The sequence below is a fragment of the Exiguobacterium sp. s192 genome (genome assembly GCF_018618795.1).
GTDB classification, from domain to species: Bacteria; Bacillota; Bacilli; order Exiguobacteriales; family Exiguobacteriaceae; genus Exiguobacterium_A; species Exiguobacterium_A undae.
Genome location: NZ_JACSMS010000003.1, coordinates 26,471 through 46,042, shown reverse-complemented (window position 1 = coordinate 46,042; position 19,572 = coordinate 26,471). Strand labels below are relative to the sequence as shown.

The following is a 19,572-nucleotide window of genomic DNA, read 5'->3' as shown; positions in this document are numbered from 1 at the left end:
GATTTGTTGCTTTATTTTCCAATCGGCATGGTACGGTAAAGTCAGTTGTTCATCCCACTTACGAAAAAGGAGATTTTACTATGAAATCGTATTATGCCCTTCCATTAACAGCCCTCTTGCTGACAGCGACGGTCAGCCCGGTCGCGACATTCGCTGCAACACCGACTAAAGCCGAGACACCAAAACCGTTATCGGAGAAAGAACTTGCGAAAAAGAAAGCTGCAATCGCGAAACTTTCAACTTCACTGATCGGAACACCATATAAAGAAGGCGGTTCGACAACAAAAGGATTTGATGCCTCTGGCTTCACACAATACGTGTATCAAAAGAGTGGTCTGACACTCGAGCGGACGATTGCGAAACAAGCCACAATGCCGTTGAAAACCGTCACACTTAAAAAAGCGATGCCGGGCGACTTGTTATTTGTCCAAGCAAAAAAAGCAAAGACACCGAACTTCGTCGGGATCTATACCGGAAAAAATAAGTTCGTTGCCGTAACGACGAAAAAGGTCGAATCGCAAGACCTGACGTGGAATTACTACACGAAACAAGATATCCTCATCAAATCGTATCAATGAAACAAAAACGCAATCTGAAACTCTTCAAGAGTTCCGGATTGCGTTTTTTAAAGTGATTAAAGTTGTTTGTTAGTTCAACACAAGCTCGTTAAGTATAGTTTCTACTCGTTTTAGTTTGTCCTTAATGTTTCCCTCATACAAGACGCGATTTGATATTGCGTCGACGACAAGGACATTGACAACACCGTCACCAGTTCGATTCGCCGTGTAAATCAAACCATCTTTCAGCTCGGTATACTCACCTAATCCAGACTCATCTAGTACTAACGGGATACCTATCTTATATTTTGTAGATTTCTTCGATGCCAGATCATAAACTGCCCATATTAAATCTTCTGGTTCGCGTTCAAGAAGGATCAGTTTTGTTCCATCCGCACTCAGTTCGGTTTGGTTAGCACCAACCGACTTCAATCCTTTTAAAAGTTGAGATGTTTTTCCATCGCTCACATATACTTTTTCTATTGTCTCATCTGATCCTTCTACACCTTCCGACGTATAATAAACAATCGTTTCATCATGGATTCCTAAAAGATAGAACTCATCTTTAGAGGTAAATGGTAAATTGATTTTTCGAATCGTTTCGTTTTTTAAATCAATTTTGTATAACAATGTTTTTGATTCGGATTCATAATCTCGCGCAGTAACATACAAACTGTTTCCAATCCGTTTATACGGATAAAGCTCGGTTTTTCCTAGCTTCCTAGCTTCAGCAGGTGCCGGAAATATTTTTTTGACAACACGTTGCTTGCCATCCTTCCAATACTGCAATTCCCACTTATTATTGTTCGATGCACCTATCGCGTATGAAGTGCCATCTTGTTCCAGCGTAATGACGTAATCGTTACGCATAAAGCGTCGGAAATCATTCGGTGCATTTTTTTCATCAAATGGGCTTTCAAACAAACCGCTAATTAGACTATCCTCCGTCTTTTGGACACGACCGTCTAATCCAATTTTATAATCCATTTTTTTTAACCCTTGATCATGAAGTTCTGCATGAACGGAACGAACAGCCGGTTGTTTCGGATCCCCTTGGACCGTATCCACGATAAAGTCCGATTCATCAATCGATTGAATAAATATGGTATAGATACCTATCGTCAGGAAGCTGACGACAGCCAGTATAAGTACAAATTTAAATTTTCGCATGAAGTCCTCCTCAGACCGAAATTTTCCATTTTAATAAACGCAGGCTCTTCCAAATCGTATAAGCAAAGTACAACACAAAGATTGCCAACATGATTGCTGATATTTCTTGCGTCAAAAAAATATCCAGCTTTTCAATCACATACATACTTCCCATCATAACGATGAAAAAAGAAGCCACTTCAAGAACCATAAACAATAGTCCTTTCGTTTTACGATATGAACGTTCCAGAAGCACGAGCATAAACAAGAAACTGACGATGAATAAGGATAAAACAACAAAGAGCAACAAATCACTCAAACTCATCGTATAGAGTTGCTTCAGTTCTATCGAGAGTTGCAATGAAGAGGATGCCCGATACTCATCCTGTATTAACCAATTAAAAATCACGTGACTGAACTGGATAACAACCCACTGCAAACCAATGAAGCTAATGATGACAAGAGCCAGTGATGTCCATTTAGCAAAAAAGATTTTCGCACGACTGCCTGGTAAAAGTAACAGACGGTATATGTACTTAGATTCACCCAACCAATCCCGGTACCAAATTTGAACAGCGTACAAAATGACGAGAACAGCCCCAATCAGAATGAAATAGCTGAAATAAGCGCTCGCCTGTTCAAATGATAACTTTCCAAATGAACGCAGAGCTTCTGACTCGGTCAATTTCGCATAACCCATATATTCCTGAACCTGGCGTTCATGGTAAATGACCCGCCCCACGACGGTCAAGATTTCAATACTCGCCATCGCAAGGATGATCGAGACAATCATTTTCCAGCTGCGTTTTAACTCTTCGTTTGTTAACATCAGGTATTGTTTCATCGTTGATAGACCTCCCGCATCCGGTCTTGGACCGATTTTCCGTATACTTCGCGCATCTCTTCCGTATCGTGTTCATCAATGATCCGACCATCCTGTAAAAAGACAACCCGGTCAATCAGATGTTCGATTTCAATGATTTCATGTGTCGTCATCAGGATGCCGCGCCCTTCCATGTATTGACTCGAAAAGATCCAGGCAATCTGTTCCTTCGTAAATAAATCGATTCCGGCAAACGGTTCGTCGAGTAACAAATACGGACGATCCAGTGCAAAACCGAGCACCAAACTGAACTTCGCCTGATTCCCTTTCGACAGTTCCAAGATTTTGTCGGTCGTCAATAACTTGAACAGGCCCATCAATTCTTCGGCGACCTTCGGATTCCAGTCCGGATAATAATCACCCATATACGTCAGAGCGTCACCAATCGTCATGTAACCGGGCATCGTCTGTATATCCGGAACAAAGGCGATTTTTTCGCGTGAAACTTCTCCGTCCACCAAGACGGTTCCGGCATCGACCGGGACAAGACCCATGATGGCTTTTAAGATGGTCGATTTTCCTTCGCCGTTTAAACCGATCAGACAGGTGATGCTGTCCGGACGAACCGAAAACGAAACACCTTCAAGAATCGGTTTCTTCCGACCGTATCGTTTTTTCAAACCATGGACTTCAAGCATCGATCTTCCTCCGTTCCGTTGACTGATACATCGTCTCAACTTTCGTGACGACTTCGCCTAATGGAATCTGAATCGCTTGGACCGCCTCGATGAATTGTGCGACTGCTTCATCCAGCATCTCCGTCCGGACTTTTTTGACAATTTCTTGATCCATCGTGATCTTACTCGGTACGTTTCGTTCTGTCGTAATCAATTGCTGATCCTCCATTTCTTTGTACGCTTTTTGTGCCGTATTCGGATTAATTCCGAGTTGCGCAGCGATTTCCCGGCGCGATGGAATTTCCTGCCCGCATTTGAGTTCTTCCGTCGCGATTTGTTCCTTGAACCATCGGACGACCTGAAGATACACCGGGCTTCTTTGGTCAAATTGCATCGTGGTCTTGACCTCCCTTTCCCGTTCACTGTATTAAAACAGTAATACACTTTCTTTCTGTATCATACGCGTAGTACAGTTGACTGTCAATCCATTTCCAAAAAATACTTCACTCTTAATTCATACGGATAGAATTAGATGACAGACATAGTACTTGTAACTTTTTTACTACTTCATTTACTTAAAACATTTGCATTTTGAAAATATTTTAAGTACACGATTAAATTTCTCATATCAATACTCTTTTGAAGGTTGTGCAAAAAGAAAGAGAGAAGGTGCGCTTTGATCGGCACCTTCTCTCTTTTTCTATCCTCACACCATTTCATTCAGTATATTTTTCAAATAATCCATGTTTTCAACGACACTAACGTCTTCTTTAAAACGATTAATGGTGTGATTTAAATTTTTTTTGTTCGCACTTGTTGGGAATCCTGAACAAACGTTTAATATACTGTTGAGTTTTTTAGAATTTCCACCAATGAAGTAGTGAGACATGTATTTTTTATCTTCTGAAGCAATTATAACCACTGTTGCAACATCCAATACATCCTCCACATGTTCCTCTATTATTAGTTTGTCTGAGGAACATGCTGTGTCAAATTCATAGTTGTTAAACGATGCTATGCTACCGTTTAATACATCTAATACGGATTTTCTGTAGATGCAATACACGCCGCAAATCGTATCATAAGAAGGTAAGAACGGGTCCTCCATCACCCTCGCAATTTTTTCGTCGCTTTTATCGATGGAAATGGCATGAAAACGACTTACCATCATTTTGTCTATAAACTCTATTCTTTTCGGAACAAATTCTTGCAGAGAATATTTATCCAATGCTGGTTTCATCCTTTCTTGTGGTTTATGAAATCATACTAAAATACCGCACTCCGAAGGGAGGCGGCATGAGTAATCTTATTTTTGGAATTCTAAAATGGTTTGTTGGACTGGAATGCCTGACATCGGAACAGTTCGCTCAACGAACACATATCGTTTCCCGTTTACTAAAAAGCGACGGTTCCCTAAATATTCGACAAGTTTTCCGTCTTGTTTGAGTTTATGTTCAATCGCTTTGACGTGTTCATCCAACGTGTAAAACCGATCATCAAACGTCATCGTGATGTTTTTGTTTCGAAATCCGAGTAAGTAACTATAGAAAAACCAAAACCCCGCCCCTAGTGCTAAAAATGCTAACAGAATGTCCATGAGTAATTCCCCCTTTTGTTATCTTATTTTACGTTCAAGATAATGTAAGGGTTCCCAAATTATTTGAAAATTAGCAAAAAAATTCGAAACAAAAAAACTGACTCTGAACGGTGTCCAGAATCAGCCTGTCTTGTTTAGTAGGGTGTTGGATCTTCTTGCGGTGTATCCGGAATTTCCGTTGGTTCCGGGAACGTGTCCGGCTCTGGTTGACGGATCGGATCTTCCTGTGGCGTCTCCGGAATCTCCGACGGAGGTGTCGTTGGAATCTCGTCCGGTTGTTGATTCGGTTCGTGTTCTGGGACTTCATTCGGATTTTTCTTCATGATTATTTCCTCCTTATGATGTGATGTAGTCGCCGCCGTTGATATGAATCGTTTGACCGGTGACGTAACTTGAGTCGCGTGAAGCCAGGTAGACATATGCCGGTGCGTTTTCAGACGGTTGCCCGCGGCGTTTCATTGGTGTGTCTTCCCCGTGCGCTTCGACCTTTTCTTTTGAGAACGTCGCCGGGATGAGCGGCGTCCAAATCGGACCGGGTGCGACGGCATTAACGCGAATCCCCTTTTCAATCAAGTTTGACGCCAGCGAACGCGTCAACGTCGTGATTGCCCCTTTGGTTGCCGAGTAATCAATCAGTGATGGCGCCCCACGATACGCCGTGACGGACGATGTATTGATGATCGAATCTTCCTTATTCAAATGCGGTAACGCAGCCTGCGTCAGATAGAACATCGAAAAGAGATTCGTTTCAAACGTCTCTTTTAACTGATCCGGTGTGATCGCCAAGAAATCGTCTTGCGGGAACTGTTTTCCAGCATTGTTGACCAGGATATTCAATTGACCAAATTCTTGAATGACCTGATCAATGATCGGTTGGGCATTCTCCGGTTGACTGACATCTTTCGCAAATGCCAGTGCCTTGACACCATACCCTTCGATCAATTGTTTCGTTTTTTCTGCATCCCGTCCCTCATTTAAGTAAACGATGGCGACGTTTGCGCCCTCTTTGGCATAAGCAATCGCGACAGCACGCCCAATGCCGCTGTCTCCGCCTGTTATCAACGCCACTTTACCTTTCAACTTACCTGATCCCACATATTCCGGGTCGTCGTACACCGGTTCAGGATTCATTTCGGATTCGATTCCCGGTTGCTGATCCTGTGTTTGTCCCCGTGCTTGTTGATGCATCTGCTCTAATTCTTCCTCGCGCATATGACCCAACCCCTTTTCAATATTTAATGACTACCTTCATTAACATTCCCTTGCCATACCGCAATAAACGTTTTCCAAGAAATAATCCCAAATATTTTAAAAGCAGGTCAAATCGACTGGACATCGAATAATGGTCTCAGAGCGCATGTCATCCAATAGTTGACATCGCAATGGAAAAGGAGGTTCGCTTGATTCCTGTCCGTTTACAAAAAATGAATGATGTTGAAGTAAAGAAATTGGCACCGTTCGACTGTCAACAACCGTTATCACACTGTTACTTCGTTGATTTCCCGAAAAAGTTCTTATTTCTTGAAGATGTTTTACAGACGACGCTTCAGGAAGCGAACATCGATTTTCTCTACTTTTATATTCGGTTTAATGGATTAATGGAGGACAATGTGACAACCCATTGCCGGAATACTCATTTAACACTCAATTATTTAGCCGACGTAGACGGCGATCTGTACGTTCAGATCGATATACGCGACGTCCATGATTTGATTCATACGTTTCCCTTAATCGAATTGATCACACATAATATGGACGACCTTACGTTATTTTCGACCGCCCCAAATCTTCAAGTCGTTGCTTTAATTGCAGACAGTTTAGGCGATTCCAGAACGTTCACAGTGGATCACCGGGACGACCGACCGGTCACACTTTTTGTGCCCGAATTTTACGCCCGGTCTTTTTCGATCTACTCGAATGACGATACATGTCAGTCGAAGGCTCTCTCTGCACTGCTTTAAAAGAGTTTTAAGCAACCGATTGAATTACTGACAGCAAACGACTGACGGTCAGATGCAGAGCATCACGTAATCCCGGAAACCAAAAGAAGAGTTGACGCTATAATGTGCGCCAACTCTTCTTTCTATTAAGACGTTTTCCCATTGTCCCGGAATAACCGATCCCACTTACCTGCTTCAAGCATCGTCTGCAACTGAACAGGATAGAGGGTGACCGTCGATAACTCCTCAAGCGGAATAAACCGATACATTAATTCTTGTCCTTCCACCCCAAAAAACTCTTCGGTCGTGACCGTCATGTCATCCAACACGGTGACTTCATAATAAAAGCCGACTTCATGGAAAGAAACTTCATCGTATGTAAAAAAGTTTTCGTGAACCGATAAAAAACGGCTGACCTCTGCCGCAAGACCCAATTCTTCTTTGATTTCGCGGATGACCGCCGCTTCCCCGGGCTCCATCAAACGAATCCGTCCACCCGGCAATGCCCAAAAATCATCCCGGACATTTCGATGAATCAACAGATGTCCGTCCTTAATGATCACAGCAGCTGCACGGTGGTTAAATCGCTGGTTCTCCACTCTGAAATTGATATCCATCGTTTTTCACTCCTTATTTTTTTGTTATCGACCCATACTTTTTCACATTTTCCCATATTCCTGAATATTTCAAGATACACGGTTTTTGTTACAAACGAATAGGTTGGTATGCCTGCATTTCAGAATTATCCCAAACAACAGATTACAATATAACTTATTTGAGTATAATTCAGAAATCAAACTGAAATGTTATTTTCAAAACATCCGATGCTATACTCGGTTTATTCAATTCACCACTACAACGCAGTATTCATATACAGCCTACACATATACGTCATATCCAATCGACAGACCGTGATCTGTCATCCACTTTCATCAACCGTCACTTTTTTTCAACATCAGGAGGAATTACAACATGAAACGTATTTTGACAACAGTAACAATGAGCGCACTCGTCGTTTCGGGATTCGCAAGTACGGGTACAGGTAAAGTTGAAGCTGCTAGTTCTTCTTCTTATAAAGTCAAGATCATGGCAGACGGATTACGTGTCCGGACAGGCCCTTCGACTAACTACAAAATCGTCGCTGGCGTCAACGCTGGTCAAACGTTTAAGTATTACGGCAAAACAGGCAACTGGACTAAAATTTCGTACGGCGGCAAGAAACGCTATGTTTACTCAGGTTATGTAAAACGTTACAGCACAGGAACAAAGGCAACAGCTAAAAAAGCATCGTTCTCAACAGGCTTCCTGCGTCCGACGAGCGGATCCATCTCACAAGGATACGGAAGTGCAAGCGGCCGCTACGGATACACGTTCCATAACGGCATCGATATCGCAGCAGCGACAGGGACAACGGTCCGTGCAACTGCTTCCGGTAAAGTAATCAAGTCCGGCTACCAAGGCGCATACGGCAACTATGTCATGATGACACATAAAGTGAACGGTCTTACGTACACAAGTGTCTATGCCCACCTCAGCAGTCGCTCGGTCTACGCCGGTCAATCAATTGCAAAAGGTACAAAAATCGGAAACGTCGGCAGCACCGGAAACTCAACGGGTTCACACCTTCACTTTGAACTTCACCGTGGTGGTTACGTCTACAGTGGCTCTTCGGCTGCAAACAGCATCAACCCGCTTAACGTCTTATAAGCACAACGTCGGACACTCGATATCGGGTGTCCGTTTTTTTAAACCTTTCTTAAAATAGATCGTTTGAAATAAACTTATCCTAGTTATTGGGAAATTCAGCATACCATAATGAAACAAACATTTCTGTTCTCTTTTAACAAAAAATCAACTCTCGTCAGCTCCAGACCCCTTTTTTACCTTCATTTTAAAAGAGGATTATTTTACCATTTAAAGTAAATAATCATTTTTCAATCAATAAAATATAAAATTGTGAAACACTATAGAAATAATATTGTAATATTTAAACATTTTGACAAATGGTACACTCATCTAAGAAATTCATATAGTGATATTACATAGAACACACTGATCGCAGCCTTACAGATTTAAAGGAGGATTTACTGAATTGAAGAAATTATTTACTACGCTGACGGTCTCAGCCATCGCCGTCGCCGGATTTTCTACATATGCTGTTCCAAAAGCAGATGCCGCAACGTTTTATAAAGTCAAAGTCATGGAAGACGGGCTTCGTGCACGGACCGGTCCAGAAACGACATACGGTGTCATCACAGGTCTCGATAAAGGAGATACGTATAAATATTTAGGACGTACGGGGAACTGGACAAAAATTCTCTACGGTTCGAAAAAAGTATACGTCTCTTCTACATATGTCAAAAAGTATTCCGTCACGACTTCCTACAAAATCAAGGTCATGGTCGATAACTTACGTGTTCGCAGCAGTTCTTCGACGAGCAGCCAGCAGGTCGGAACCGTCAACAGCGGTCAAACGTTCCGTTATCTTGGCCGGACGGGTGACTGGATCAAGTTTTTATACAACGGGGACAAACGGTTTGTTCACGCCGACTATGTCAAAAAGTATACTGTCACCAGTTTAACGAAGTCGTCCGGCGGTGCTACAAAAGCGTCCAACGATTTCATTACGCCGACGAGCGGTCCGATTACGCAAGGATATGGAAAAGCCAGCGGTGTGTATGGTTACACGTTCCATAACGGCATCGATTACGGCGCACCGAAAGGCACACCGGTCTATGCGACAGCGGCCGGTAAAGTCATCACATCGCAGTATAAAGGCGCCTACGGTAATTACATCATGGTCAAACATACGATTGACGGTGCCTCGTTCACGAGTCTCTATGCCCACTTGAACAGCCGCTCGGTTTCCGTCGGACAATCGGTCTCTAAAGGTCAAGTTCTTGGAACGGTCGGCGCAACAGGTAACGCGTTCGGTACGCACCTTCACTTCGAACTTCACCGCGGAACATACGTCTACAGTGCGACATCTGCCGCAAGCAGTGTCAATCCCCTCAACTATTTATAAGCCAAAGGACCTGAAGCTTCCGCTCAGGTCCATTTTTAGGTTCATAACACCGCTGTTACAATCGCTCTTGCTGCGACCTGTCCACCGTAGATGGATCGTGCGAACGGACCCACCGTTAAATCGGCAAGACTTCCTGTCGCATAGAGTCCTTCCCCCCACTCAAACGTTTCCTCATTCAAGACGGGCGTTCCGCACGGAGATAATGGCAAGTCAAACTGTCGTTGGACGCTTTCGAGCCAGGAACCTTGAATCGTCAACGGTCGAATTCCGGTCGCACACACGATGGTCATCCCTTTCAGATCCGTTCCGTCCGTCAGCATCACACCACCCGTCGTCTGTTGCTTGACCTCACCGATTTGATGAATGACGTGACCGCTTCGAATGAGATGGCGCATCCGCTGGATCAATTCCTGTGGTGCGGTCCCCGGTTTCCGTTCAGCTGCAATCAGCTGTCTCCGTTCACGCAGTGACAGCGATTTGAATGGTGTCAGTCCTTTAGGTCCCATGAATTTCCGATCCGCGTCAAAGGCACTTTGCTCCAGCGAACGTTTCGTAATCAACGTTACTTGTCCCGGAAACTTTTTGGCACAACGGATTGTATAATGAATGGCGCTGATTCCTCCCCCGATGACAAGAACAGGTGGTGTTTCTTCACGTTCTTCGAAGACATGTTGCGTAGCATCCGCCCAGTCCGGCAGATGAAGACGTTCCGACTGCCCTAAAGCCAAGACGACCCGCTTCGCTTGAAAGGTCCGGTTTGACGTCTTGATCTGCCAGTACTCCACTGATTTGCTTAATCCTGATACGTCCGCTTGAAACCAGCTCTCATCAGCCCCATTTTGTTTTGCCAACTGTATCGCATGGTCGTTGAACAGTTCCAGTGAAGGACGACCATATGTATCTTTAAAGGCTTGAGACGTATACTCTTGTTCATCGGCAAATCGGCGCAAGCTCGTTGGATTTGTCGATGTATGGTGCACACGTGTCGAACGCAGATAAGGCATCTCAATTCGTGCCGTCTGTCGTTGCCAGTTCGCTAACGGTGTCGCATGTCGATCGATGATGGCGATGTTTTTTTGTTTGACGCCACGTTCAAGTAAAGCATGGAATACGGTCATCCCGTGGACTCCTCCACCGATGATAAGCCATTCGTATGGTTGGTTCATCTCTAAATCCTCCGTTACAGTTATTAAATCGTAATCATTACGCTTTAATAACTGTAACGATTTTTGCTCAACAATTCAACCCCTCCTCGCCGGTAAAATGCTTAAACTGCGACATCCATCACGACAGGATTACCCTGATTTATTTTTGATCGTGAAGTTGAATCACTTAGGACTCCTACCTTTCTAATCGTAGCCTAGAGGAAGGAATTCAAGTATGATAAAACGAAAGAAGTTTAAATTGTATGAATTTTCTAATTGTAATAGGAGGTGTCTTGTTGAATAACATAGATCTTGATTTTTTACTCAGCGTTGAAGACTACGAATTGGAATTGGATACGATGTCATTGAAGGGAAATGACCATTACGCGATCGATTTATACTTTTATGGAGCTGACGATGTGTCAAAGTTAATCATAGGTGATCCTTCGCGCGACTATTTTTTGATGCGCTTCGAAAAGTATGCTGTGTTCATGGGAACTCTCCAAGAGCATGGAATCCTTGATGACGGACTCAGAAATCCCTATCCAATCGTGAAGCTAAAAGAGTCGATTTTTGGTGAGTTTGCCGAGAAATATATGAAAACAAAAGAAATCTACACCGAACGTGGTGAACTAAATTTATTTGTCATCAGGACGCATGAGCAAGAATTTTATATTCTTTCTTATAGTGATCCGATGGTCATAAACAATATCGCGAAAAGCGAGTAGAAGGATTATGAAAAGTGATGATTTCAGATTGAAATGGCCGATGAACCTATTAAAAGGATCATCGGCCATTTGATTGATGTCGGACGGAAACATATATCCCCTCGACTCCTGTGGAAAGGAAGGGCAATTACTGATTTCAAAGCTACTCCTGAATCAGACCGGACCGTTTTAAGATTTAGCCCGTTTCGCTTGATAGGCTTTCGAATAACGGTCTGCTGCAATGATTGCGTCCGCCACTTCATCAGCAGTGACATCAAATCCGCTGTGGATCGTCTCCCCGTCTGCCGTCGCCGCCTGTCCGACTTTAAGGATGTCTTCGCGTGACGCATCTTTTAATTTAACGTCTTCGAGTGTGACCGGCAGACCAAGATCCATATAAAACGCAATATATCGCTCAATCTCTTCTTGCGGATGTTCTTCGAGGGCCAGTTGAACAAGTGTCCCGAACGCAACCTTTTCACCGTGCGTCAAGTGATGGATGTCCCCGTCGAGTGCCGTGAAGCCGTTATGGATGGCGTGCGCTGCCGCAAGCCCCCCGCTCTCAAAACCAAGACCGCTCAGCAAGGTGTTCGCTTCGACGACGGCTTCGAGGGCCGGCGTGACGACTTTCGCCTGAACCGACTCGTAGGCGAGGCGTCCGTGCTCAAACAAAACCTCTTCACACCGTTTCGCGATGGCTTCCGCTGCAATCGTCGGGCGTCCACCGGCCATCGTCGATCCGCCAAAAGCAATGACGCTCCGCACTTCGACCCATGTCGCCAGTGCATCGGCGATTCCCGAGGCAAAGAAGCGTGCCGGTGCTTCCGAGATCAACTTCGTGTCGACCAAAACAAGATCGGGATTTTTGTTGTAGAATCGATAACTCTCAAAAATTCCTTCATCGGAATAAATGACCGATAAGGCACTGGTCGGTGCATCAGTCGACGCGATGGTCGGGACGATGACGACCGGCAGATGGAGTTCGTCGGAGACGGCTTTCGCTGTATCAAGCGTTTTCCCGCCGCCTACACCCATGACGAACTTGACACCGACGTCTTTCGCTTGCGTCGCAATCCGTTCGACTTCATGCTTTGAGGCTTCTCCGCTGAAATCCGCTTTTTCGATTTTGATTCCTTCAGTTGAAAATGAAGCTTGGACACGTTCCTCGACAATTCCCCAGACGACATCATCCGCGATGACGAGGGCCACATCACCAATCGGGCTCACGTATGTACCGAGCCGATCAATGACATTTTTTCCTTGGACGTACTTTGCCGGACTAATGAAAACACGTTCTGACATGTTCAACATCCTTTCTTTTTCAACGAGACCATCAACAATGACTTACATTCTATTGCTTTCCTTTTCGTCCGGTCCTCTAAACTCCTTGAGCCGTGAACATTAGGTGAATTGCAGAACCGGTCGTGCCAAACGTTGACGTACCAATCGTCCGTCAGTCACCAATCGTTCATCCGGATGCTCTCCGAACCATTCGAGACTCGCCGTTTTCGCAACCAGCGCCGATTTAAGTTCGTCAAAAAATCGGTCGTAATCAACGATACCGTCAAATAACGGCACCATGCCGTCCCGCGATCCGCTTGCCGCATAGACATTTGCCGGTTCAAAGACGTCGAATTGATCGGCTCGTGCCACCGTCTTCAAGTGAAGGTGTTCGATGACCGGTTCGAGCCGGCGGTAAGCCGCGACCGGATCGGCGCCGGATTCGACGACATGGAGAACGTCAAAGTTCACGCGGCAGGCCGGATGATTGACCTCATGCAATAACCGCTCCGTCGACTCGATCGTGTCGGCCGCCGTATTCGGATGGATTTCAAGCAACACCAACTGCTTCGCTTGATCCAAGACTTTACAGACACCGCTCAATTGATAGACAAGTCGCGCCCGTTCCGCCTCCGTCAACTCTTGACTCGCCTTGTGACCGGCAAAAATCCGGATCCGGCGGGTTCCGAGCCGCTGGGCGAGGCGAGACAAGGCTTTCGTCTGTTCAAGCAAGACGGACATCGGAGCGTCAAACGACAGGTAATGGCTGAGCATGCTGACATGAACTCCGCTGTTTTGCAACAAGACGAGGTCAGCTTCCTGCAGATGCTTCGCATGAACACCCCAAACATCCATCGCCTCAAACTTATTTGCTGCGGCAAACCTCACCAACTCATCGAATGACCGTAGATGATGCCGGTAGCTGATCGTACAAAGTGCGAGTTGCATCCGTTTCCCCTTCTTTCTGTTGAAATCGGCTGAACAAATCGACGAGCTGCCGTTTGATGTCATCTTCGAGCGTCGTTTGTGCGACGAGCCATTGTTGGATATCCTGTAAATCTGCCCGATCGCGCGTCATGCTGTATTTGATCGCCCGGTGTTGAATGATCGTGTATTGATTGACCAATTGCTCGATTTTGTCACACCAGTCGTCAAAATCGGACGCCACTAAATCAATGCCCAAGCGTTCATAAAAATAGGCAAAGGCATGCTCATAAGCATATTTGCGGATGGCGATGACGGGTAGTTGCTTTAACGCCTCCGGCAACTTTTCCGGTCTCGACGCATGGTGTAAGATGACCTGTTCGACCGCTTCCGTCAATGGATGGTGCCGCTTAAGACCACTCATGAAATACGCGGAGACGGTTTCCGTGTCCGGCAATTTGACCTGACTCCCGTCAAACCAAAAGCCACCGGCAACGGTCGGCTGATCGATCGCCTGAAGAATCCGTGTCCGATCAAATTCACCTTCATACCGGAAGTCCGGATCAAGCATCCGCCACCTGTCTTCATCATCCGTTGGTTCGAGCATCACGTAATGCGGAAAGACCTCGTGATGGAATTTATTCTCCCGCTCCGGTAACCGGGCGAGGTCGAGCATGACGATGACGGATTGTTCCGGTCGTTTGGTTTTCATGAACTGTTCCAGAACGGTGAGGTTCGCCGCTTTCGAACGGGACGAATCGTACCAGGACTGAACGTTGATTCCATACAGCAAGCGGTACCAATCGAGCATCGCTTCATGACTGATATGCGCCGCATGGTGGGACAGGACAAACTCAGACGTTAACGCAAAGTCAGCGTCCCAGATGCCAAAGTAGTATGGACGATGGTCGGCGTCCGATCGTTTGATTACTTCACAGACACAACTGACGAGACAGTGGACTTTAATCATCAGACGACCTCCTTTTGTACCAACGATTGCAGCAACTGATCGACCGTCATCTGCGGCAGTTGAGCAAGTTGTTCATCAGCCAGGACATACCCGTGTTCAAGTTCCAGATGAACGAGCAATTGCAACAGCCGCATCGAATCCAGCTGGAGGTCGTCCCGAAGCCGTTCGCCTCCCGACACTGGTTGTTGCATAGTCACTTCCAGCTGTTCCTCGACAATCTGACAAAATGACGTGTAATCAAGAAGTGGACTCATGATGTCACCCCCAGACGAACGCGACTGATTTTCCCGTTTGGCAATTTTTCAATGGCCGGCACAAACGCCCAATCCGACGGACATTGATGCGGTGCAAGCTGTTCCCGACAATAGGTCCGCAACGCGTCTTCCGTCGCCGAGCTGACGACTTGGACACAGACACGTTCCCCCTGCAGACGGTCCGTCCGCTTGAAGACGACGGCCTCTTCGACATCATCATGACGGAGTAATACATCCTCAACATCCGCCGGATACACCGACAGACCGGACACATTGATCATTTCGTCGAGACGACTGAAGAACCGCAATTCGCCGGTACTCGTCTGCCCCATTAAATCTTTGGTTCCGAGCCACTGGTCTCCTGTCTTCACCTTTAACTCAGCCGGCTCGTCGATGGTGCCGGTCTGGATTTGCAGATGCGGCAACGGATAACCGATCGCTTGAGCTGATTTCGGAGCAGGATGTAAGGCGATGCAGCCGATTTCCGAACAGCCGTACTGTTGCAACAGATGATCTGTTACGTCCCGAATCGCTTCAAACCAGACGGTCGGCAAGGTCATTCCGGAAATCATCACCGCAAACAGCCGTTGCTTAAATTGGCTGAGTAAATAGACGAGTCCCGGTCCGGCATACAAAATGGCGTTCGGATGTACCTGACAGACGTATAAAATATGCTTCGGTGACAAGTTTTCCAAGATAATCGGTATCGCTCCGCGCGCAAGTGTCGCCAAGACCCCACAAATCAATCCGAATGAATGCGACGTCGGGCAGGCAACGATGGTGCCGGTCGTCGCTGATAACGGAAAACGTTGACCATAGGAAGCCAGTTCCTCGTCAATCGAAGCCCACGTCCGGTGAATGACTTTCGCGTCGCCGGTCGTCCCGGAGCTGAACTGAATCAATCCACCCGGTCGATTCGTTGACGCGGTCAAACGGATCGGCTGATGAAAATCGGCATACACCAAATAATCACATCCCGCTTGTGCCGCCAGACGTCTTGCTCCGGCTTCCGGCAAATCCGGATGGAGCGGTACGACCGTCCCGTGCATCTGTTTCATATAGAGACAAAACGCGATCCATGCCGCTGTGTCCTTGACGCAGACGGCAACGACCGTCTGTGCGGGATCCGTGAGCCAATTGAGTCGACAGACCGGGTGATCGGTCAGCATCTGTTTCGTATAAAACGTGTCTTCAATGTATAACATGCGTTTCGCTTCCTTTCGGTGTTTGAGATTGCAGAGGATTGCGGATCAGGTGCCGGCACTGCGTCGTGTTGAATTTCCGCGCAACGAGCGACTCCGTATAGACCGTCGGCGTATCGAGTTGTAACGCTTCGAGACGAGCCGGTGGCAAATTCAGTCCAGCGAGTATGTCGGCGGTCCAGTAAAAAAAGGTCGTCTCGTCGAGCTGGTGTGTTTCTTTCAGCTGATGCGACAACTCCGTCAGATGAAAGACAAACACCGTATCGACGACCAGCTCGCGTAACGCTTCGACCTGGTCCATCTCGTAGTACAGATTAGTCGTTGAGCGAAAGGCCGGATGCAGCGTATCGAACGTCGGAATCTTTTCCGGACGTCGGACAAAGGAACGGACAAATTCAACGCTGTCATGAAAATCCCGTAACATTAGCCGCGTCGGCCAACCGTCCTTCAAGACAAGCAAAGCATTTTGGGCATGCGCCTCCACCGCGATTCCTTCTTCAATGAGCAGCCGGAACACCGGTTCCAAATAGACGGTCAGAAACTGTTTCAGCCACCGCTCCCGTCCGTATGATTTGAACCATGGTTCCAGAAACAGAGTCTCGTTCTCTTCGCGGAGGGCAAGTGCCGTCAACGGAATGACCGTTTCGTCCGGTGACACAGCCGCCAAGACATTGTCCCGGTACAAACAGCCGATTCGTCCCGACAAGTTGCCGTCTGTCGTCTCCACGACTTGACTGGCGAATTCCCGGAGCACGGTCACCGGCAGTTTTTGCGTCCGGTCGACCAACCAGTCGGACAACACAGGTGCTGCGACGATGTTCGGAACGGTGAACGTCCGTCGTGAGGACGTCTGCATCAAATCGAGTGGGAGCTTGATGTGCGGAACGGTCGGCGCATCCGGTCGAAAAACGGTCCGGATCGACTGCGTTGCTTGAAACAAGGGACCGGCTTCCCCGAGATCGATGCCGCCGGATGCACGGACATCCGCTTCGACGTGTTGCCATTGCCACGGGTGGACGGGCAGGATGTGATAACCGGTCGGAACGTCGACTGCAGCACTTAACTTTTCCTGCAACCGGAGATACGTCTCGTGCCCAAACGTCTGCTCCATCACACCATCCATACGTTGTTGATGAACGATCGATACCGGGACGGAAATAAAGCGCAACCGGAAACGTTGTCCTGCTTCCGGTCCATAGCGCGAGTGGTCGTCAGGTGAAAAGCCAATCCGGGACTTAAAACACGGATGGTACGGGTGCCCTTCGATCAATGCTTGTTCCAGTTGTTCGTAGGACAAATGCGTCCGCGGCTCGGGATATGTCGGACACGCGTCAGCAAACTGAACCGTTTGACGCAGTTCCAACCGCAGCGGCTCCGCGAGTTGAAAACAGTCCATGATGTGCTCAAGCGTCGGCGATTGCGCGTGATTTCCCCGCGTCAAGACGACCGTCTCGATGTCGAGCCAGACGCGGTCAAACGCTCCCCGTCTGCCGTCGACTGTCAGCTCATACGGCGGACGGACAAAACGAAACGTCGTCTGTCCCTGTCGCCGGTGTTCGATGAACGGTTCGATCCGTTCAAACAGGATGGCTTCAAGAAGTTGTTTGCAGACACGTCGTTCGTTCGTCGTTCGCATGGCGGACCTCCCGGTGTAATGGATTGTCGATTTCGATGAAGATCACCCGCTCGCCGCTGACTTCGAGTTCGTCGAGCGCATGGAGCCGTGTCAACAAGTTCGCTTTATACGGTAACGTCGGCCGTGAACGGACATATTCGAGCCAATCCTTGCCGCGTCCCGATAAAATCTGACTTTTTTGATCGCACCACGTTCCGACCCACTCGAGCATCGTTGATTCCGTAAGCAAGCCGTCGCGGTCAAATCGGTGGATCAGACCGGCCAAGTGATTCCAGATCATGTAATACGTCAACCGCTCCTTGATCGTCGTCTCGTCGTAGAACAATTCCGGTGCTTCTGCCAGTGCGGCTTCCAGATGGATTAGCTGGTTTTTGTTCGAACGGGCGAGATAATAGCCTTGATTATCGCGAAACTGGTAGCTGACAGGACGCCCCTGTTCAAACCGGATCAGACTGTTTTGCTGGTGCGCTTCGAGCGCAATCCCGTAGTGTTCATACAACTCGACCAAGGTCCCGAGTGTCAGTTCGATATACGTCTCGAACCAGTCCCGGGCCGCTTGAGACAGCGATTGATCCGCTCGCTTTGACTTCAAGACGAGCGATACCAAGACGGACGGTTCTTGATCGAGCGGTTCCTGAACGAGTGCCGCGACGTTGATCGCATCATCCTGGGCTTCGCGGTAGATGACTTCAAAACCGGACTCGTCTGCACCGGTCTGAACCGTTGCGTATGCCGGATCATGGGTAATCGAAAAGCCGTCCGGAAACGAAATGTGTTCGGCGAGACGCCGCATGACGAGTCCCGCAGTCAGTTCGTGCCGTTTATTGACCCGGCGCGAATTGGTGACTTGGACCGGAATCGAAAACTTCAGCATGTGCGACCGATCTGCTTGCAGGACCGTCCGGATCGAGGATGTCGCGAAGTACGTCGGACCCAGTCGGCCGAGATGGCGGAGTTGGTTCGTCGCGAGCAACTGTTGCACGGTCGGCTGCAACAAAAGATGTTGCGCCTGTAAAGGATGCGCGGGTAACAGGCGTTCTGACGCTGACAGTGCCACTGCTGATCCGAGTTGCTTCCGCATCTGTTCACTGATCCATTGATCCGTCGCACTGCCTTCCGTCAACAGGGACTCATTAACCGCAAAATAATCGAGTTGGAACCCGTTCCTGAATTCCGGTGCATACGCGACTTGCTCCCAGTCATGCATGCCGACCCGGCTTTTCGGCGTCGGGTGGAACCAATGTCCGAACCGGACCGTCTGCTCGTATTCAAGAAACGTCTCCGGGCAAATCGGCTCATTCAGCTCATGCGCGATGATGTGACACATACCCCGGTGACTGTCGAGGACCCGGTACAATAAATCCGTTACTCCGGGAGCAAGCCGTTGCAGATGTTGGCAACAGGCAATGATGAACGTCAATGGTGCTTCCTCCGTCCATCCGCAGCTCGTTTGCCGGTAAATTCGTCCGATTTCGTGACGCCCGATCCGTGAACGGCGTCGAATTTCTAGAACGTAGACGGTCCCGACGTCGATCCGGCAGGCCGTCTCACCGAACCGGACGTTCTCCTCGTCTGTTGGAATGAACCACTCGATCATGTCGATTTCACGGAGGTAGCTGTTGCCGAAAGCTTGGAGCGTTGCATGGGTTGCAATCTCTTCGGTTCGTTCTGTACGTGTCGTCATG

The 19,572-nt window shown here is 47.5% G+C and carries 22 protein-coding genes; 5 read left to right on the top strand and 17 right to left on the bottom strand.

Features of this window, described 5'->3' with window-relative positions; genetic code table 11:
- Positions 1 to 80 precede the first annotated feature (80 nt).
- A complete protein-coding gene (locus tag KNP87_RS07375; protein WP_214721274.1) occupies positions 81 to 578 on the top strand; it encodes a C40 family peptidase in 498 nt (165 codons plus the stop codon).
- A gap of 69 nt (positions 579 to 647) precedes the next feature.
- Here the strand turns inward: KNP87_RS07375 and KNP87_RS07370 are convergent, their stop codons facing one another.
- From KNP87_RS07370 to KNP87_RS07335, 8 genes are all read right to left on the bottom strand, one after another.
- Positions 648 to 1,727 carry a hypothetical protein gene (locus KNP87_RS07370; RefSeq protein WP_214721273.1) on the bottom strand — a complete coding sequence of 360 codons (1,080 nt, stop codon included), beginning with the start codon at positions 1,725 to 1,727 and terminating at the stop codon, positions 648 to 650.
- A 10-nt stretch (positions 1,728 to 1,737) separates the two neighbouring features.
- Positions 1,738 to 2,550, bottom strand: a complete 813-nt coding sequence (locus KNP87_RS07365) for a hypothetical protein (protein WP_214721272.1) — start codon at positions 2,548 to 2,550, stop codon at positions 1,738 to 1,740.
- Positions 2,547 to 3,227 (bottom strand): ATP-binding cassette domain-containing protein, encoded by a 681-nt coding sequence (locus KNP87_RS07360; protein ID WP_214721271.1) that lies wholly within the window; start codon positions 3,225 to 3,227, stop codon positions 2,547 to 2,549. The genes KNP87_RS07365 and KNP87_RS07360 overlap by 4 nt, the downstream gene beginning before the upstream one ends.
- The gene (locus tag KNP87_RS07355; RefSeq protein ID WP_026833304.1) at positions 3,220 to 3,600 is read right to left on the bottom strand and encodes a GntR family transcriptional regulator; all 381 of its coding nucleotides are present in this window, start codon (positions 3,598 to 3,600) and stop codon (positions 3,220 to 3,222) included. Before KNP87_RS07355 ends, KNP87_RS07360 begins: the two co-directional genes overlap by 8 nt.
- Positions 3,601 to 3,912: 312 nt before the next feature.
- Positions 3,913 to 4,446, bottom strand: coding sequence for a hypothetical protein (locus tag KNP87_RS07350; RefSeq protein WP_214721270.1), 534 nt, complete (start codon positions 4,444 to 4,446; stop codon positions 3,913 to 3,915).
- A 66-nt stretch (positions 4,447 to 4,512) separates the two neighbouring features.
- The gene (locus KNP87_RS07345; protein WP_028106572.1) at positions 4,513 to 4,803 is read right to left on the bottom strand and encodes a hypothetical protein; all 291 of its coding nucleotides are present in this window, start codon (positions 4,801 to 4,803) and stop codon (positions 4,513 to 4,515) included.
- 134 nt (positions 4,804 to 4,937) lie between these two features.
- The gene (locus KNP87_RS07340; RefSeq protein WP_028106573.1) at positions 4,938 to 5,126 is read right to left on the bottom strand and encodes a hypothetical protein; all 189 of its coding nucleotides are present in this window, start codon (positions 5,124 to 5,126) and stop codon (positions 4,938 to 4,940) included.
- A 13-nt stretch (positions 5,127 to 5,139) separates the two neighbouring features.
- Complete coding sequence (locus tag KNP87_RS07335) at positions 5,140 to 6,015, bottom strand: SDR family oxidoreductase (RefSeq protein WP_214721269.1); 876 nt, start codon at positions 6,013 to 6,015, stop codon at positions 5,140 to 5,142.
- A gap of 170 nt (positions 6,016 to 6,185) precedes the next feature.
- Between KNP87_RS07335 and KNP87_RS07330 the strand changes: the two genes are divergently transcribed.
- Positions 6,186 to 6,764 carry a hypothetical protein gene (locus KNP87_RS07330; protein WP_214721268.1) on the top strand — a complete coding sequence of 193 codons (579 nt, stop codon included), beginning with the start codon at positions 6,186 to 6,188 and terminating at the stop codon, positions 6,762 to 6,764.
- 125 nt (positions 6,765 to 6,889) lie between these two features.
- On the opposite strand, the gene KNP87_RS07325 is transcribed toward KNP87_RS07330, so the two are convergent.
- Positions 6,890 to 7,360, bottom strand: coding sequence for an NUDIX hydrolase (locus KNP87_RS07325; protein ID WP_214721267.1), 471 nt, complete (start codon positions 7,358 to 7,360; stop codon positions 6,890 to 6,892).
- Positions 7,361 to 7,715: 355 nt separating this feature from the next.
- Here KNP87_RS07325 and KNP87_RS07320 point away from each other — a divergent pair, with 355 nt between their 5' ends.
- Positions 7,716 to 8,450: a peptidoglycan DD-metalloendopeptidase family protein gene (locus tag KNP87_RS07320; RefSeq protein ID WP_214721266.1), complete on the top strand. Its 735-nt coding sequence runs from the start codon at positions 7,716 to 7,718 to the stop codon at positions 8,448 to 8,450.
- A 385-nt stretch (positions 8,451 to 8,835) separates the two neighbouring features.
- Positions 8,836 to 9,768 carry a peptidoglycan DD-metalloendopeptidase family protein gene (locus tag KNP87_RS07315; protein ID WP_214721265.1) on the top strand — a complete coding sequence of 311 codons (933 nt, stop codon included), beginning with the start codon at positions 8,836 to 8,838 and terminating at the stop codon, positions 9,766 to 9,768.
- 41 nt (positions 9,769 to 9,809) lie between these two features.
- Here KNP87_RS07315 and KNP87_RS07310 read toward each other — a convergent pair whose 3' ends face one another.
- A complete protein-coding gene (locus KNP87_RS07310; protein WP_214721264.1) occupies positions 9,810 to 10,934 on the bottom strand; it encodes an FAD/NAD(P)-binding protein in 1,125 nt (374 codons plus the stop codon).
- 275 nt (positions 10,935 to 11,209) lie between these two features.
- Here KNP87_RS07310 and KNP87_RS07305 point away from each other — a divergent pair, with 275 nt between their 5' ends.
- The gene (locus tag KNP87_RS07305; protein ID WP_214721263.1) at positions 11,210 to 11,641 is read left to right on the top strand and encodes a hypothetical protein; all 432 of its coding nucleotides are present in this window, start codon (positions 11,210 to 11,212) and stop codon (positions 11,639 to 11,641) included.
- Positions 11,642 to 11,809: 168 nt separating this feature from the next.
- Here KNP87_RS07305 and KNP87_RS07300 read toward each other — a convergent pair whose 3' ends face one another.
- The 7 genes from KNP87_RS07300 to KNP87_RS07270 all read right to left on the bottom strand — a co-directional run bounded on the left by KNP87_RS07300 (position 11,810) and on the right by KNP87_RS07270 (position 19,571).
- Entirely contained in the window at positions 11,810 to 12,922 is a 1,113-nt protein-coding gene (locus KNP87_RS07300; protein ID WP_071499770.1) for a glycerol dehydrogenase, read from the bottom strand.
- A gap of 99 nt (positions 12,923 to 13,021) precedes the next feature.
- Positions 13,022 to 13,849, bottom strand: coding sequence for a sugar phosphate isomerase/epimerase family protein (locus KNP87_RS07295; protein ID WP_214721262.1), 828 nt, complete (start codon positions 13,847 to 13,849; stop codon positions 13,022 to 13,024).
- Complete coding sequence (locus KNP87_RS07290) at positions 13,794 to 14,795, bottom strand: DUF6005 family protein (RefSeq protein WP_214721261.1); 1,002 nt, start codon at positions 14,793 to 14,795, stop codon at positions 13,794 to 13,796. Before KNP87_RS07290 ends, KNP87_RS07295 begins: the two co-directional genes overlap by 56 nt.
- Entirely contained in the window at positions 14,795 to 15,049 is a 255-nt protein-coding gene (locus tag KNP87_RS07285; protein WP_214721260.1) for a phosphopantetheine-binding protein, read from the bottom strand. The genes KNP87_RS07290 and KNP87_RS07285 overlap by 1 nt, the downstream gene beginning before the upstream one ends.
- Positions 15,046 to 16,254 carry an AMP-binding protein gene (locus tag KNP87_RS07280; protein ID WP_214721259.1) on the bottom strand — a complete coding sequence of 403 codons (1,209 nt, stop codon included), beginning with the start codon at positions 16,252 to 16,254 and terminating at the stop codon, positions 15,046 to 15,048. The genes KNP87_RS07285 and KNP87_RS07280 overlap by 4 nt, the downstream gene beginning before the upstream one ends.
- A complete protein-coding gene (locus tag KNP87_RS07275) occupies positions 16,241 to 17,887 on the bottom strand; it encodes an IucA/IucC family protein (protein ID WP_214721258.1) in 1,647 nt (548 codons plus the stop codon). The genes KNP87_RS07280 and KNP87_RS07275 overlap by 14 nt, the downstream gene beginning before the upstream one ends.
- Positions 17,844 to 19,571: an IucA/IucC family protein gene (locus KNP87_RS07270; RefSeq protein WP_214721257.1), complete on the bottom strand. Its 1,728-nt coding sequence runs from the start codon at positions 19,569 to 19,571 to the stop codon at positions 17,844 to 17,846. The genes KNP87_RS07275 and KNP87_RS07270 overlap by 44 nt, the downstream gene beginning before the upstream one ends.
- Position 19,572 lies beyond the last annotated feature (1 nt).

What these genes read in the sequence shown, in the direction of transcription:
- KNP87_RS07375 (WP_214721274.1), top strand. Translation starts at nt 81, where the DNA reads ATGAAATCGTATTATGCCCTTCCATTAACAGCCCTCTTGCTGACAGCG.
- KNP87_RS07370 (WP_214721273.1), bottom strand. Translation starts at nt 1,727, where the DNA reads ATGCGAAAATTTAAATTTGTACTTATACTGGCTGTCGTCAGCTTCCTG.
- KNP87_RS07365 (WP_214721272.1), bottom strand. Translation starts at nt 2,550, where the DNA reads ATGAAACAATACCTGATGTTAACAAACGAAGAGTTAAAACGCAGCTGG.
- KNP87_RS07360 (WP_214721271.1), bottom strand. Translation starts at nt 3,227, where the DNA reads ATGCTTGAAGTCCATGGTTTGAAAAAACGATACGGTCGGAAGAAACCG.
- KNP87_RS07355 (WP_026833304.1), bottom strand. Translation starts at nt 3,600, where the DNA reads ATGCAATTTGACCAAAGAAGCCCGGTGTATCTTCAGGTCGTCCGATGG.
- KNP87_RS07350 (WP_214721270.1), bottom strand. Translation starts at nt 4,446, where the DNA reads ATGAAACCAGCATTGGATAAATATTCTCTGCAAGAATTTGTTCCGAAA.
- KNP87_RS07345 (WP_028106572.1), bottom strand. Translation starts at nt 4,803, where the DNA reads ATGGACATTCTGTTAGCATTTTTAGCACTAGGGGCGGGGTTTTGGTTT.
- KNP87_RS07340 (WP_028106573.1), bottom strand. Translation starts at nt 5,126, where the DNA reads ATGAAGAAAAATCCGAATGAAGTCCCAGAACACGAACCGAATCAACAA.
- KNP87_RS07335 (WP_214721269.1), bottom strand. Translation starts at nt 6,015, where the DNA reads ATGCGCGAGGAAGAATTAGAGCAGATGCATCAACAAGCACGGGGACAA.
- KNP87_RS07330 (WP_214721268.1), top strand. Translation starts at nt 6,186, where the DNA reads ATGGAAAAGGAGGTTCGCTTGATTCCTGTCCGTTTACAAAAAATGAAT.
- KNP87_RS07325 (WP_214721267.1), bottom strand. Translation starts at nt 7,360, where the DNA reads ATGGATATCAATTTCAGAGTGGAGAACCAGCGATTTAACCACCGTGCA.
- KNP87_RS07320 (WP_214721266.1), top strand. Translation starts at nt 7,716, where the DNA reads ATGAAACGTATTTTGACAACAGTAACAATGAGCGCACTCGTCGTTTCG.
- KNP87_RS07310 (WP_214721264.1), bottom strand. Translation starts at nt 10,934, where the DNA reads ATGAACCAACCATACGAATGGCTTATCATCGGTGGAGGAGTCCACGGG.
- KNP87_RS07300 (WP_071499770.1), bottom strand. Translation starts at nt 12,922, where the DNA reads ATGTCAGAACGTGTTTTCATTAGTCCGGCAAAGTACGTCCAAGGAAAA.
- KNP87_RS07295 (WP_214721262.1), bottom strand. Translation starts at nt 13,849, where the DNA reads ATGCAACTCGCACTTTGTACGATCAGCTACCGGCATCATCTACGGTCA.
- KNP87_RS07290 (WP_214721261.1), bottom strand. Translation starts at nt 14,795, where the DNA reads ATGATTAAAGTCCACTGTCTCGTCAGTTGTGTCTGTGAAGTAATCAAA.
- KNP87_RS07285 (WP_214721260.1), bottom strand. Translation starts at nt 15,049, where the DNA reads ATGAGTCCACTTCTTGATTACACGTCATTTTGTCAGATTGTCGAGGAA.
- KNP87_RS07280 (WP_214721259.1), bottom strand. Translation starts at nt 16,254, where the DNA reads ATGTTATACATTGAAGACACGTTTTATACGAAACAGATGCTGACCGAT.
- KNP87_RS07275 (WP_214721258.1), bottom strand. Translation starts at nt 17,887, where the DNA reads ATGCGAACGACGAACGAACGACGTGTCTGCAAACAACTTCTTGAAGCC.
- KNP87_RS07270 (WP_214721257.1), bottom strand. Translation starts at nt 19,571, where the DNA reads ATGACGACACGTACAGAACGAACCGAAGAGATTGCAACCCATGCAACG.